Annotated in this window: 12 protein-coding genes and 5 pseudogenes; 8 read left to right on the top strand and 9 right to left on the bottom strand. The window is 38.4% G+C overall.

The window, feature by feature from the left end; translation table 11 throughout:
- Window positions 1-150 precede the first annotated feature (150 nt).
- From NYZ99_RS19010 to pyk, 5 genes and pseudogenes are all read left to right on the top strand, one after another.
- Complete coding sequence (locus NYZ99_RS19010) at window positions 151-384, top strand: acyl carrier protein (protein WP_047247024.1); 234 nt, start codon at window positions 151-153, stop codon at window positions 382-384.
- A gap of 108 nt (window positions 385-492) precedes the next feature.
- A pseudogene (gene fabF, locus NYZ99_RS19005) lies at window positions 493-1,745 on the top strand (beta-ketoacyl-ACP synthase II).
- A gap of 7 nt (window positions 1,746-1,752) precedes the next feature.
- The gene (gene rnc, locus NYZ99_RS19000) at window positions 1,753-2,484 is read left to right on the top strand and encodes a ribonuclease III (RefSeq protein ID WP_260572685.1); all 732 of its coding nucleotides are present in this window, start codon (window positions 1,753-1,755) and stop codon (window positions 2,482-2,484) included.
- Between the two features lie 119 nt (window positions 2,485-2,603).
- Window positions 2,604-3,071 (top strand): IPExxxVDY family protein, encoded by a 468-nt coding sequence (locus NYZ99_RS18995; RefSeq protein ID WP_260572684.1) that lies wholly within the window; start codon window positions 2,604-2,606, stop codon window positions 3,069-3,071.
- A 2-nt stretch (window positions 3,072-3,073) separates the two neighbouring features.
- Window positions 3,074-4,516 (top strand): annotated as a pseudogene (gene pyk, locus NYZ99_RS18990) (pyruvate kinase).
- A gap of 52 nt (window positions 4,517-4,568) precedes the next feature.
- Here the strand turns inward: pyk and dinB are convergent.
- Window positions 4,569-5,672, bottom strand: a complete 1,104-nt coding sequence (dinB, locus tag NYZ99_RS18985; RefSeq protein WP_260572683.1) for a DNA polymerase IV — start codon at window positions 5,670-5,672, stop codon at window positions 4,569-4,571.
- A gap of 151 nt (window positions 5,673-5,823) precedes the next feature.
- Between dinB and NYZ99_RS18980 the strand changes: the two genes are divergently transcribed.
- Genes NYZ99_RS18980 through NYZ99_RS18970 form a run of 3 tightly spaced genes read left to right on the top strand, consistent with a single transcriptional unit; the run spans window position 5,824 to window position 7,322 of the window.
- The gene (locus NYZ99_RS18980) at window positions 5,824-6,372 is read left to right on the top strand and encodes a Rossmann-fold NAD(P)-binding domain-containing protein (RefSeq protein ID WP_338039148.1); all 549 of its coding nucleotides are present in this window, start codon (window positions 5,824-5,826) and stop codon (window positions 6,370-6,372) included.
- Window positions 6,365-6,832, top strand: a complete 468-nt coding sequence (locus tag NYZ99_RS18975; RefSeq protein WP_260572682.1) for a CYTH domain-containing protein — start codon at window positions 6,365-6,367, stop codon at window positions 6,830-6,832. Before NYZ99_RS18980 ends, NYZ99_RS18975 begins: the two co-directional genes overlap by 8 nt.
- Window position 6,833: 1 nt before the next feature.
- Window positions 6,834-7,322: a YciI family protein gene (locus NYZ99_RS18970; RefSeq protein WP_260572681.1), complete on the top strand. Its 489-nt coding sequence runs from the start codon at window positions 6,834-6,836 to the stop codon at window positions 7,320-7,322.
- 24 nt (window positions 7,323-7,346) lie between these two features.
- Here the strand turns inward: NYZ99_RS18970 and NYZ99_RS18965 are convergent, their stop codons facing one another.
- From NYZ99_RS18965 to NYZ99_RS18930, 8 genes and pseudogenes are all read right to left on the bottom strand, one after another.
- A complete protein-coding gene (locus NYZ99_RS18965) occupies window positions 7,347-8,489 on the bottom strand; it encodes an AEC family transporter (RefSeq protein WP_260572680.1) in 1,143 nt (380 codons plus the stop codon).
- Window positions 8,490-8,493: 4 nt separating this feature from the next.
- Window positions 8,494-9,225: a pyridoxal phosphate-dependent aminotransferase gene (locus NYZ99_RS18960; RefSeq protein WP_260572679.1), complete on the bottom strand. Its 732-nt coding sequence runs from the start codon at window positions 9,223-9,225 to the stop codon at window positions 8,494-8,496.
- Window positions 9,170-9,688 (bottom strand): hypothetical protein, encoded by a 519-nt coding sequence (locus NYZ99_RS18955; protein ID WP_260572678.1) that lies wholly within the window; start codon window positions 9,686-9,688, stop codon window positions 9,170-9,172. Before NYZ99_RS18955 ends, NYZ99_RS18960 begins: the two co-directional genes overlap by 56 nt.
- A 159-nt stretch (window positions 9,689-9,847) precedes the next feature.
- Complete coding sequence (locus NYZ99_RS18950) at window positions 9,848-10,243, bottom strand: hypothetical protein (protein WP_260572677.1); 396 nt, start codon at window positions 10,241-10,243, stop codon at window positions 9,848-9,850.
- A gap of 28 nt (window positions 10,244-10,271) precedes the next feature.
- A pseudogene (pheS, locus tag NYZ99_RS18945) lies at window positions 10,272-11,291 on the bottom strand (phenylalanine--tRNA ligase subunit alpha).
- A 94-nt stretch (window positions 11,292-11,385) separates the two neighbouring features.
- A pseudogene (locus NYZ99_RS18940) lies at window positions 11,386-12,020 on the bottom strand (carbonic anhydrase).
- Window positions 12,021-12,108: 88 nt separating this feature from the next.
- Window positions 12,109-12,735 carry a carbonic anhydrase family protein gene (locus tag NYZ99_RS18935; RefSeq protein ID WP_260572676.1) on the bottom strand — a complete coding sequence of 209 codons (627 nt, stop codon included), beginning with the start codon at window positions 12,733-12,735 and terminating at the stop codon, window positions 12,109-12,111.
- 14 nt (window positions 12,736-12,749) lie between these two features.
- Window positions 12,750-14,343 (bottom strand): annotated as a pseudogene (locus NYZ99_RS18930) (SulP family inorganic anion transporter).
- Window positions 14,344-14,386 lie beyond the last annotated feature (43 nt).

Here is a 14,386-nt window from a genome sequence, read left to right as displayed (position 1 = left end):
TCTATTTATGTGCTAAAATTTTCTACATTTAAATACCGGGGCATGAATTTTATTTTCTTAAATTACAGTACATTTTAACGACAATTGGTGTAATTAATCCAAAGTTTTTTATTTTTGCCATCAATTTAAATTTTTAAAACCAATATTATTATGTCAGACATTGCATCAAGAGTTAAGGCTATCATTGTTGATAAATTAGGAGTTGACGAAAACGAAGTGGTATCAGAAGCTAGCTTTACCAACGATTTAGGGGCAGATTCATTGGATACTGTTGAGTTGATTATGGAATTCGAAAAAGAATTCGATATTCAAATCCCTGATGATCAAGCTGAGAACATCGCAACAGTTGGCCAAGCCATTAGCTATATAGAAGAAGCAAAGTAATTTGATGATTTCTTAAACAGAATTTAAATTATCCATGTGGTAAATGCTCCGCATGGATAATTTTTTTTAATTTACCTTCGGTTTATTTCTAAACTAAAAATAAGTTCAATGCAATTAAAGCGAGTTGTGGTTACCGGGTTGGGGGCACTTACCCCGATAGGTAACAATATTGAGGAGTATTGGAACGGTCTTGTAAATGGGAAAAGTGGATCTGCACCCATAACATATTATGACACTGAAAAATTTAAGGTAAAATTCGCCTGCGAACTAAAAAACTACAATACAGAGGATTACTTTGACCGCAAAGAAGGCCGTAAACTGGATAGGTTTGCACAATATGCACTAATATCCTCTGATGAAGCCATTAAAGATTCCAAACTGGACTTGGACAAACTGGACAAGTTTAGGACGGGGGTGATTTGGGGAGCTGGAATCGGTGGTTTGGAAACCTTTCAAAATGAGGTAATGAATTTTGCCCAAGGTGATGGTACTCCAAGGTTCAACCCCTTCTTTATTCCTAAAATGATTGCGGACATAGCACCTGGTCATATCTCCATTAAACATGGTTTCATGGGGCCTAATTATACAACGGTATCTGCCTGTGCCTCCTCAGCTAACGCCTTGATAGATGCACTTAACTACATTCGTTTGGGACATTGTGATGTAATAGTTTCCGGAGGAAGTGAAGCTGCGGTCACGATTGCTGGTATGGGAGGATTTGGTGCGATGCACGCACTTTCTACCCGTAACGATAGTCCGAGAAACTGCTTCTAGACCTTTTGATGCCACTAGGGACGGCTTTGTCCTTGGTGAAGGAGCAGGAGCTTTGATACTTGAGGAATATGAGCATGCCAAGGCAAGAGGAGCAAAAATTTATGCCGAGGTTGCGGGAGGAGGACTCTCTAGTGATGCCTATCATATGACCGCCCCTCATCCGGATGGAATAGGAGTGGTAAAGGTAATGGAGAACTGCTTACGTGATGCAGGGATGAATATTGAAGAAGTTGATGCCATTAATACACACGGTACGTCGACCCCTTTAGGAGATGTTGCAGAATTAAAGGCCATTTCAGAGGTGTTTGGGAATTCATGCAAAGAATATCAACATAAACTCCACCAAGTCCATGACAGGACATTTGTTAGGTGCTGCAGGCGCTATTGAAGCCATTGCCTCCATTTTGGCCATGGAGCATGGAATAGTTCCACCAACTATAAACCACACAACGGTAGACGAAAATATAGATCCTAGTCTAAACCTGACACTCAACAAAGCCCGGAAGAGGGATGTGAGGGTCGCCATGAGTAATACCTTTGGTTTTGGAGGGCATAACGCATGCGTTGTCTTTAAAAAAATAGATTAAGACCTATATGACCTTTCCTAAAAATATCTTTAATTCCCATTCTAAACAGGATGGGGATTTTTTTTTAGGACTAAAAAGAATATTAGGTTTTAAGCCGAAAAGTTTGGTTTATTACAAGAAGGCCTTTTTACATAGGTCTATGAACCAAAAGGACGAAAATGGAAATCCCATGAATTATGAGAGATTAGAATTTTTGGGGGATTCCATGTTGGGAACCATTATTTCCAAACATCTATATAATGAGGTTCCCGAAGGTGATGAAGGTTATCTTACAAAAATGAGGTCTAAAATAGTGAGTAGGGAGCACCTTAATGAACTCGGCAAGGACTTGGAGCTAATTAAGTATGTAGAAAGTAGGATTCCAAAATCCCATTTTGGGGAAAACATACATGGAAACGTCTTTGAGGCATTGGTGGGGGCCATTTATTTGGATAGAGGTTATAAGTATTGTGAAAAATTCATAAACAAAAGGGTCATAGAACCTTATGTGGATATTGAGCAGTTGGAAGGTAAGGTCATTAGTTATAAAAGTTTGATTATCGAGTGGTGCCAAAAACAAAAGAAATCCTTTAATTTTAACGTCTATGAGGATACAGGAAACGATTCCTTAAAGCACTTTGCCGTTAAACTGTCCATAGACGACAATGTGGTGGCAAAAGCAAGGGCCACCTCCAAAAAGAAGGCAGAGGAAAGGGCCTCCAAAAGAGCGTTCTTTGCCCTCCAGGACAAAATGAAATAGAAACGTTATAATTACAACAAAACACTAACGTTTTCGTAACTATAACCACATCTTAAACTTATTTGCCTGTTAGGCTTTATACTTTAATAGTTCTATATTTACCGTTTTTCAGTGCATATATGTCGGCAGTAATTAAAATAAAGGATGAATATTTTGATGATTCTTTTATTTTGGTCGCATTGCATAGTACCTTAGAAGATTATGCCATTGCATACGGTTTAAATAGAGCGTTAAAGGCAAAATTTAAAAGAAATAGGGAGGATTTTGATTTATCGGAAAACCGGTCTTTTCCCTATTATGATTGGGAAGATGAACTTAATTATAGGTATTGGGTACTAATTTCCAATCATAGCTCTAAAAAAGAATTGGTAGCAAACAATGATTTATTTCAGTACGAAACTACCTATTCTACACCACGTTTAATTCCCGAGCTTAAGGAAGTGGATTATTTCCTTAAAATTGAGGACGAGGACGATACAATGGATGATGATGACATAATAAAAACCCTTTTGGGCATTCCTAAGATAATGGCTGCCTATCAGGTAGAAGTAAACAAACTAAAATCTAGAAATAATTTAATTTTTTAATAATGTCAAGCAACAAGAAGACAAAGATCGTAGCAACCTTAGGCCCCGCTACAAGTAAGAAAGAGGTGCTAAAAAGCATGATGCTGGCAGGAGTGGATGTCTTTAGAATCAATTTTTCCCACGCCGATTATAATGATGTAAAGGAACGTGTAGATCTAATTCGGGAGTTAAACGAGGAGTTGGAAACCAATACGGCTATTTTGGCCGATTTACAAGGACTATAAACTTAGGGTAGGAGTAATGTCCGGTGAAGTAGTGGTAAGCCCAGGTGATGAAATTACATTTGTGACTGGCGAACCTTTTGAGGGTACCGCAGAAAGAGTATATATGAATTATAAAGAATTCCCAAGGGACGTAAAACCTGGAGAAAGAATTCTTTTGGATGATGGTAAATTGATTTTTGAGGTAGTTTCCACCAATGGTGAATCTGAAGTAAAGGCTAAGGTGATTCAAGGAGGGCCTTTAAAGTCCAAGAAAGGGGTAAACCTTCCAAATACCAATATTTCATTGCCCGCACTTACAAAAAAGGACATCAAGGATGCGGAATTTGCCATTTCCCTTCAGGTGGATTGGATTGCACTTTCGTTTGTGAGGTTCAGCCAGGATTTGATTGACCTTCAAAATATAATCAAGGAACATTCCTCCCATAAAATTCCCATTATTGCAAAGATAGAAAAGCCGAAGCGGTAGAAAATATTGATAAAATTGTTGCATACTGTGATGGTCTTATGGTAGCTAGGGGGGATTTGGGTGTTGAAGTTCCTGCACACGAGGTTCCATTGATTCAAAAGAAATTAGTTTTGAGGGCCAAAAAGGCACGGATTCCTGTAATTATTGCCACTCAGATGATGGAAACAATGATTACGAGTCTAACCCCTACGAGAGCGGAGGTAAACGATGTTGCCAACTCGGTAATGGATGGGGCTGATGCTGTGATGCTTTCGGGAGAAACTTCCGTAGGAAATTATCCGGTACAGGTTATAGAAAAAATGGCGAGCATTCTCAAAAGCGTAGAATCTTCAGAATTAATTAAAGTTCCTCACGAACCACCTCATGTAAGAACCAATAGATATATTACCAAATCGATATGTTACCATGCGGCTATTATGGCAAATGAGATTAAAGCAAAGGCCATTTCCACATTAACAAATAGTGGGTATACGGCTTTTCAGATTTCAGCATGGAGACCTAGCGCCCACATTTTGGTGTTCACTTCCAATAAACGAATATTGACACAGTTGAATTTATTATGGGGAGTGAAGGCTTTTTACTATGATAAGTTTGTATCCACAGATCAAACTATTGAAGATGTAAACGGAATTGCGTGTAAAAAGGGCTATTTAGAAGTAGGGGATATGCTTGTTAGCCTTGCAGCTATGCCAATAAAAGCGAAAGGAATGGTTAATACACTGAGGGTTACTGAGATAGAGACCTGTAATTTCTAATTCCACAATACTAAATGTAAAAAGCCTGTTTTAACAGGCTTTTTTGTTTCAACTAAAATTCAAATTTAAGTTGTACCGAAACTACTTCTTTAACTTCCTTTGTTCTTTCCTTTTTTTCTGTGTTCAAATTAGCCAAAGAAATACCTAAAAGACGAACGGAGTTCTGTAGTTTTTCCTGATATAACAGTTCTTTTGCCGTTTCTAGGATTAGTTTTTGGTCAGATATAAAATAAGGCAATGTCTTGCTTCGGGTATTTAGGGTAAAGTCGCTATATTTTATTTTTAGGGTTACCGTTTTACCGGCTATATTGGATTTTTTTAGTCGTTTTTCCAATTCGTTGGTTATATGTTCCAAGCGTTCCAGCATGAATATTTCACTGCTCAGATTTTCGTTGAACGTACGCTCGGCTCCTACCGACTTGGGAATTCTATGTGGTTTTACAGGACTATTATGGATACCTCTTACTACATTATAATAATAACTACCACTCTTGCCAAAGTGCTCTTCCAAAAATCCCTCAGTTTTACTTTTAAGGTCATTGCCAGTGAAAATCCCTAAGCGATACATTTTTTCGGCAGTGACCTTACCAACACCATAAAACTTTCTTATTTCCAATTCTTCTAGAAATGAAACAACCTCTTCAGGATTTACGGTCTTTTGACCATTGGGTTTATTTATATCACTTGCCACTTTTGCTATAAATTTATTTATGGAAATTCCAGCGGATGCATTTAGCCCTGTTTCTTGAAGGATTCTAGCCCGAATTTCTTTTGCAATGAGTGTCGCGGAAGGATTTCCTTTTTTGTTTACGGTCACATCCAAATAAGCTTCATCCAGGGATAGTGGCTCAACCAAATCCGTGTACTCATAAAATATAGAACGAATTTGTTTGGAAATTTCCTTGTATCGATCAAAACGGGCCCTTACGAAAATAAGATCAGGACAATTTCGTTTGGCCAAAACACTACTCATGGCACTTCGCACTCCATATTTTCGTGCCTCATAACTTGCGGCGGAAACGACGCCTCTGTCTGAGCTGCCACCAACTGCAATGGGCTTGCCCCTAAGTTCAGGATTGTCCAACTGTTCAACGGAGGCGTAAAACGCATCCATATCCACATGGATAATTTTTCGTAATGGAAATTCATTGGACATCCTGTAAAATTAAGGTATATTTAATTTGATGGAACAGCTCAAAAAAACAGCCATAATTCGGGAGCTACCGGTCTCACTGGCAATGCTCTTTTAAAATTGCTGTTGCAGGATGACAGGTATGAAAAAATAAAATTGTTCTCCGTGAAATAGTGTGGATATATCCTCACAGAAAATTGAGGAATATATAGGTGATATTTTGACATTGGAAAGCTTTAGTTCAGAATTTAAAGCGGATGAGGTATTTTGCTGTATTGGTACAACCAATTCCAAAACTCCTGATAAGGAGCTTTATCGTAAAATAGATTATGGAATCCCCGTGGCTGCTGGTAAATTGTGCAAGGCCAATGATATTGACACGTTGATTATTATTTCAGCAATGGGTGCGAATCCAAAAAGCAACATTTTCTACAATCGATTAAAGGGAGAAATGGAGGAGAGTGTTTTTAAAATAGGTGTTCCCCGAACATATATCTTACAGCCTTCCTTGATTTCAGGCCGACGGGAAGAATGGCGTTTTGGGGAATGGCTTGCTAAGCAATTATTCAATATTTTCAATGTATTGTTAATAGGCCCTTTAAAAAAATATCGCTCTATCCACCCAAATGAAATAGCAAAATGTATGATTAGGTTGTCAAATACGGATAAAAAGAGTGGAATAATTGCTTCAGATGAAATTAAAAGAATAGCAAAAGGTGATTGAAATAGAGCGGAAGTTTTTGGTAAGGTCCATGCACTTTGTAGATAGAGCGGTCTCTAAAACCAAAATTGTACAGGGCTTTTTAAATACCCACCCAGAGCGTACGGTTAGAGTACGGATTAAAGGGCAAAAAGGGTTTATGACCGTTAAAGGAAAATCGAACGCTAGCGGAACTACCCGTTTTGAATGGGAAACCGAGATTGGTCATTCCGATGCCCAAAAATTACTGCAATTATGTGAAAAAGGCGTTCTAGATAAAACCGGATATTTGGTACCTTTTGAGGGCCATAATTTTGAAGTCGATGTGTTCGATGGCGATAACAAAGGGCTTATTTTGGCCGAAATTGAACTGACGACCGAAAACGAACTGTTCCAAAAACCAAATTGGCTTGGTGAAGAAGTGACCGGCGATATAAAATATTACAACTCACAATTAAGCAAACAACCTTTTAATACCTGGTAATATGAAGAACGTTTTTAATGCCCTTTTACTGATATTGATTTGTTCCTGTGGGAATCCAAAACTGGATAGGGAAATGGACAGTCCATTGAAAGAGCCGACCAAAACTACCTCAGAAATAAAGAAAGAATTGACGGATAAAGGTTATGAAATCTTTGATTATGTAGATGAGGAAACCAAAGATACGGTGCTGATGCAGCAGTATTTCATAGCGTTTTTAAAATCGGGATCAAGCAGAAGTCAAACAAAGGAGGAAGCAGATAGTCTGCAATCTCTTCATATGGCACATCCGGGCCGGATGTATGAATTGGGATATGCGGATATATCAGGTCCATTTGGTGATGACGGGGAAATTAGGGGAATTACCATTTACAACACTCCAACGCTGAAAATGGCAGATAGTCTTGCGAATATGGATCCTATGGTAAAAGCTGGAAGGCTTGTTATTGAAATTCATCCTTGGTGGGCCGCTAAAGGATTTCCACTAAGATAGATTTGTTTCTACTCTTTTTTAAAATTAGGTCGTTTCGGTTCGGGTAGTCTTGTATATTACCCAATCGGCCTTTTGTTGACCTACCTTCTTTCTAGTTTTGAAAATTTGCTTTAACAAGTAAGGTATTGTGCCGACAAACGTAAAAATTAGACCTAAAACCAAAACGGAATATCCATTGGAAAAAAGATTTCCGCTTGATAAAATCCCCAATATTAAAACTGTTGACAAGGGAAAGGACAAAGCAAGAATATTCACTCCAAAGGTTGCATTGAAGGTCTTTTGTTTCTTTTTGATATCAATTTCTTGGGAACCAACAACGGCAATATGTGAAAATGGCCGGAAACTACAGGCACTAAGCCCGAATGAAAGCAATAGAAGTATGTCTTGTTGAACTGAAATATCGGCAACTAAAATAAATACTCCGGAAAGTACGCTTACAAAACCTGCCCTCAAAAATAGTAATGAGAAAATTTTGTAAATCTGCTGTTTCTTAATTTTCACGGCCAATCCTATGAACAAAAGAACAAGGGGCGTCATGATCACACTAAGACGGGTTAGCGTATCACTAATGATAAATGGCAACGACTCCATTTTAAAACCAAAAAATACCAAAATCAAGGCAATGACTATAAAGATATTTACGGGTTCGGAGATCATTGCCATTGTCAAAGACTTTAATTTTGAAGCTCTTGATTGATCTTTAATAGCCCTTTTGCTATAGTACCAATTCATGGCTACGAGGTAGAGGATAATCAATACAAAAACTTTGTTGCCCAAGTCTGCCATAGCTGCCTTTGCCAAATACTCTTCACCTAAAAATTCCAGTACAAATGGAAAGCAGGATAGTCCGGGTGCCAAGGAAGGTACCAACAGTCTTGCAGTTCTATATTCAGGAGTATTTTTCTTAATTCCCGTAACGGGCATAATGTAGGGAAATAACAAAAAAAGGAGGATGTTTAGACCAAGAGCTAAAAATGGCAAAGAAAGCAGTGCCGCATCTATCTGAATGCCCAATAAGGCTATAAAAATAGTAGCGGGTAAGGCAAGGTTTAAAATTATTTTCTTAATACCGGTCAGCTCTTCCTTTGATCCAAATTTGAATTTAAGGAGTAGACCAATACCAATAAATAACAAAAAGGTAAATGTCTTTTGTAGTGTATAATCCATGTTTTTAAGCCAAAACGTCTGTAAGTGCAGCAGTGAAAATTTTCATTTCTTCCATGGTGCCCATACTAACTCTACACCAATTTTTGCCCATAAATTCAAAAGCTCTTACACCAACCTGTTTCTCACTCATTTTTTCCAAGAAAAGCTTACCGTCCATTTCTATTGGAAATATGATGAAGCTTGTATGGGATGGAACATAGTCATATCCCAATTTTGATAGACTTTTATAAACATATTCCCTTGCCGCAGCATTTTTTTCACGAGAAGAATCTTGAAACGCCTTATCATCCATACTAGCAAGGGCGGCAAAAATCGAAGTATAGGATATACCCATACCGCCCCTGGTAATTTTTTGAATTTTTTCCAATGTAGACTCCTGTGCCACTATATAACCAACACGAAGCCCTGCCATGCCATGGATTTTTGAAAAAGTCCTGGCAATTATTACGTCCTTACCTTCATTGATAAGGCTAACCATACTTTGTTTGGCCCCATCTTCTAGGAATGCCAAGTAAGCTTCGTCTACAAAAACAGGGACTTTCTCTGAAACTCTAGAGCAGAAATCCAACAATTCTTTGCTGTCGGTTATACTACCAGTTGGATTGTTGGGGTTACATATATAAACGAGTTTTGTTTCGGAGTCTATGGCATCTTCCATAGCCTTCAAATCATGTGACCAGTCATCTTTTAATGGAACAGGCTTCCAACTGGCCCCGGTTGCTTGTGCTACCTGCATTAAGGACATATAGGATGGATCTGCCGAAACAACGTTGCCGCCATTTAGGAAAAGGATCATACCTGTTTTTTCCGAGAAGATCGGAAGACCCTGGCCCCATCATTATATTCTTTGGACTTACGCCCTCTTCGGCAGCGATTTTATCTACAAGGTCAAACAACTCTCGCCAGGCATATCGATTACCTTTTGTAGCCACATTATTGAGAGCCTCAACCGCCTTTGGTGATGGCCCATAAGGGTTTTCATTGGCATTCAACTTTGCCAAAAGTTTAGATTCCTCAGGAAATTCCTTGGGTACGAACTCCTTGAAAAAGGGGCTGTATAAGGCGTTTCCTTTTGCATCCAAAGGAATATATGTTTTAGGAACCTCAGAGATACCTAAATGCGGAAATAAAGTAATACCTCCTGCTGTGAGCAACCCTGTCTTTAACCAGTTTCTACGATTTAATTTTCCTGTTTCCATTAGTTCTATATGGTTTAATTAGCTATAGAGACTAATTTAAAACTAGAATCGTCCAATTCCTATCCTAATAATGTAAAAATCAGGTAATTAATATTTTTAAAATATAATTATAAAAGGGTAAAATTATCAACATGATAATTATGAGTTCAAAAACAAGGGTTATTTTGCGAATATCCCATCCTTTTCTATCAATGGAATGTGAATAAGGTTGCGTTCGCTAACGGTTCCTTTTTCAAATAGAAATCTTTTTTCATATAGTTTGTTGTCCGCATAATAGGTAACAAAAAACTCATTGTTCAGTCGCAGTACTTCTTCTTGGATCAATTCCACCTTTTCAAAGGATTTAGGAGCTACAACCCCAATAGCATGCCGCATGGTAGAGGTTTTAACTTGCTCGTCATATCCTTTAGAAACGATAAGGGCCATCTCAATAGGGGTTTTCCTATTATTGATGATATAGGCGTTCCAGTCCTTGGATGAAAATTCCTCGTTCCATTCATGAACAAGGGCAATATAAACATCCTTGGCAATCGGTATTTCTATGTCTTTTTTCAAGAAATTGGTTTTAAGAAAAGATAAATAGCTACAGTGCGCTTTTAAATTGCTCTAAAAAGCGTAGATCGTTCTCGCTCAACAAACGAATGTCACTAATTTGGTGTAATAATAGAGCAATCCTATCTATCCCCATTCCAAATGCAAAACCTGAATATACTTCGGATCTATTTGGCAATTCTTAAGAACGTTTGGATTCACCATACCACATCCCATGATTTCCAACCAACCAGTACCCTTGGTCATTTTATAATCGGTTTCAGTTTCCAATCCCCAATAAACATCGACTTCTGCACTGGGCTCGGTAAAGGGAAAATAGGAAGGACGAAGCCTTATTTTTGATTTTCCAAATAGTTCCGTGGTAAAATATTGTAGAGTCTGTTTTAAATCGGCAAAGGATACATCCTTGTCAATATATAAGCCTTCTACTTGGTGAAAGAAGCAGTGGGATCTTGCCGAAATTGCTTCGTTCCTGTAAACCCGTCCTGGAGAAATTGTCCTAATAGGTGGCTTGTTGTTTTCCATGTACCGCACCTGGACCGATGAAGTGTGCGTTCTTAGTAGGATGTCCGGATTGGTTTGCACGAAAAAAGTATCCTGCATATCACGAGCTGGGTGATATTCCGGCAAGTTCAGAGCGGTAAAATTATGCCAATCATCCTCAATTTCAGGCCCTTCTGAAACGTTGAACCCTATTCCGGAAAATATATCTATAATTTTATTCTTGACTATGGATATTGGATGTCGGGCCCCTAACTCAGTCGGATTTCCAGGTCCGGTAAGATCACCGAACAATTTTTCTTCGGATGCATTGCTTTCCAAAGTTTGTTTCAACTGATCAACTTTCTCGGTCGCAGCCTGTTTCAACTGGTTGATAGTCTCGGCCGAATTCTTTTTTCTGCTCGTTGGGAACATTTTTAAACGCTGCAAAGAAGTCATTTAATATCCCTTTTTTACCTAAATATTTAATTCTGAAAGCTTCTACAGCTTCCATATTGTCAGCAGTAAAAGAGGATACTTCGGCAATCTGCTCCTTTATTTTATCAATCATAATGCTTGATTAGAGGGGCAAATTTAAAACTTTTAGAATAGGTAGACTGTGTTTTTATAGATTAAGATATTCAACAAATAGTGTTCGGACTCATTTAATCCAAATGATATATTTCCATAATTTCCTTTAGAATACCCTCAAAATCTATATTAAGGTCAATGAGCTCTCCCGTGTGGACATTAAATACCCATCCATGAACCGTAAGTTCCCTTTGCCGATACGCTTTTTGTACCACCGCAGTTTTAATGAGATTGACACATTGTTCCTGAACATTCAATTCGACCAGACGATCGTATTTTTTTTCCTCATCCTCAATGGCATTCAGTTCTTCCTTATGTAGCCTGTATACATCCCTAATACAACGCAACCATGGATTTAAAATCCCCAAATCAGCAGACTGCATGGCAGCCTTGACACCACCACAGGCATAATGGCCACAAACCACGAGGTGGCTTACTTTCAAATGCTCCACGGCATACTCGACTACGGACATCGTATTTAGGTCAATGTTAATGACCATATTGGCAATATTCCGATGAACAAATACCTCACCTGGATCTAAACCCATAAGTTCTTCTGCCGTTACCCGGCTGTCGGAACAGCCTATATATAGGGATTCGGGTTTTGTCCTTTACCAAGTTCATCGAAGTAGTTAGGTTGCAGGGATAATTTATCCTGAATCCATTTTTTATTGTTTTCAAATATTTTGTTCAAGTAATCTGAAGCCATAGAAGAGCATTATTCCTTTGAAAGATAATCCATTCTGAAATAGAAAAGGCCAATGTAAGTTACATTGGCCTTTCTTTATGAATATTTTTTAGTAAAACTCTACGGCTCCTGAAGAGATATCGTACATAGCACCCACTATCATGATTTCCCCATTTTCTTCCATGTCAGCCAAAACCCTACTGCGCTGTCTAATGTTCTCAATGGTTATTTCTACATTTTTTGCAGATACGGCGTCCACGAACTCAAGGTTGGAAGAATTTCTTTTACTTTCATCTGTGGGTTCCTTGACAGCGGCGACCGCCGGTTCAATTTTATTGATCAATGCTGTGAGATTTCCTAATCCGGCATGGTCACAGGCACCTTTTATGGCACCGCAACTAGTATGCCCTAACACAACGACAAGTTTTGTACCCGCCAATTTACAGGCAAACTCCATGCTACCTAGAATATCTTCGTTCGCAAAATTACCTGCAATCCTAACACTGAAAATATCACCCAATCCTTGGTCAAACACCAATTCCGCCGATACACGGGAGTCTATACAGCTCAAAATGGTAGCAAAAGGGAACTGGCCCTCACTGGTATCGTTCACCTGTTCCAAAAGGTTCCTGTTCGCTTTAAGGTTGTTCTGAAATCGCTGGTTTCCTTCCTTTAAAAATTGCAATGACTTTTCCGGAGTCATTGTTGCCTGCGTTTCTCTTGTATGTGCTTTCATAGTATTTTTTTAAATTAAGTAACACTCGATGATGATTTTGAATCGGGTCTAAAAAACTCAATAAAACTTTGTGGGTTCTCGACAATCCCTCTTTTTGATAATAATTTAATATCTATATTACGTTCCTTGGCTTTGTACCTAAAATCCTCAAGGATTTCAATGATATCATAATCCAAGTAACGGGTGTTTAATTTATCAATTTCTAAGTACGTGTTTTACTGGAATGCTCTCTAATTCTTTGAGAATAGCACCTTTGTTAAAAAAAGTAACCTCTTCCGCCAGTGTCATTTTAATAATATCCTTACCATCAGTATTTTTCTCTTTTCGCAAGAAATGGGAATTCTGATAGCTTTTTAATAGGATAACAAATATTCCCACACACAATCCAAGTCCTATCCCAATAAGTAGGTCTGTGAAAATAATTCCGATTACCGTTACAAAGAATGGAATGGATTGTTTCCAGCCCAAGTCATACATTTTTTTGAACAATGCAGGTTTTGCCAACTTGTAGCCCACAATAAATAAAATGGCCGCCAGAACCGATAAGGGAATCATATTTAGAACTGTAGGAATAAGAATTACGGAGAACAAAAGAAAAAAACCATGAATTATAGCGGAAAGTTTGGTTCTACCGCCAGATTGAATATTGGCTGAACTTCGGACGATTACCTGTGTTATAGGTAATCCACCGATCAGACCTGAGATGATATTGCCTGTACCTTGAGCCAATAATTCCCTGTTTGTGGGGGTCACATTTTTATAGGGGTCTAATTTATCTGTGGCCTCGACACATAATAAGGTCTCCAAACTTGCCACTAAAGCTATGGTAAAACCGGTAACCCAAATTTGTGGATTGGTAATCGCTGAAAAGTTAGGAAAACTAAATTGTCCAAAAAAGGAAGTTAAGTTCTCCGGTACCGGAACACTTACCAAATGTTCTTTTGAGATACCTAGCACTTCATGGTCGGCTGTTGACAGATAATAAATTATTCCAACAGCAACTGCCACTACCGATTCCTGAATGAGCTGAAAAATTTTTGACTTCTTGGTCAATACGCTGTCCCAAAGAATCAATATGGCCAATCCTATTATTGCGATTAAAGTTGCTCCTGGACTGATATTATTCACTGTATTCAATATTTCGCTGAAAGTATTTTCACCATCTACTTGAAAAAAAGCAAAGTCACCTTCAGGATCGGAATCATAGCCAAAAAAATGGGGAATTTGTTTTAATATAATGATGATACCAATGCCGGTTAACATTCCCTTGATGACGGAAGATGGAAAATAATACCCAATGATACCGGCTTTCAGGATTCCAAAAACTAGTTGAATAACACCGCCTAGTACAACAGCCACCAAAAAATTTTGATATCCACCAAGGGCACCAATGGCTGTAAGAACGATGGCGGCAAGACCTGCCGCGGGACTACTTACACCAATATTGGAACCGCTAAGGGCACCTACAACAATACCTCCTATAATACCTGCAATTAAACCAGAAAACAAAGGTGCACCACTGGCTAAAGCAATACCTAAACAAAGAGGCAGGGCTACAAAGAATACTACGATACTTGCTGGAAGATCGCTTTTTAAATGTTTGAACATAGTTTATTGAAAACTTTAAGTCTGCCCTATAGGGAAGACAGGT

Origin of the sequence: Maribacter litopenaei (genome assembly GCF_025244665.1) — a bacterium.
GTDB lineage: Bacteria > Bacteroidota > Bacteroidia > Flavobacteriales > Flavobacteriaceae > Maribacter > Maribacter litopenaei.
Note: the sequence above shows the minus strand (reverse complement) of the source record. Positions and strands in the feature narration are given on the sequence as shown.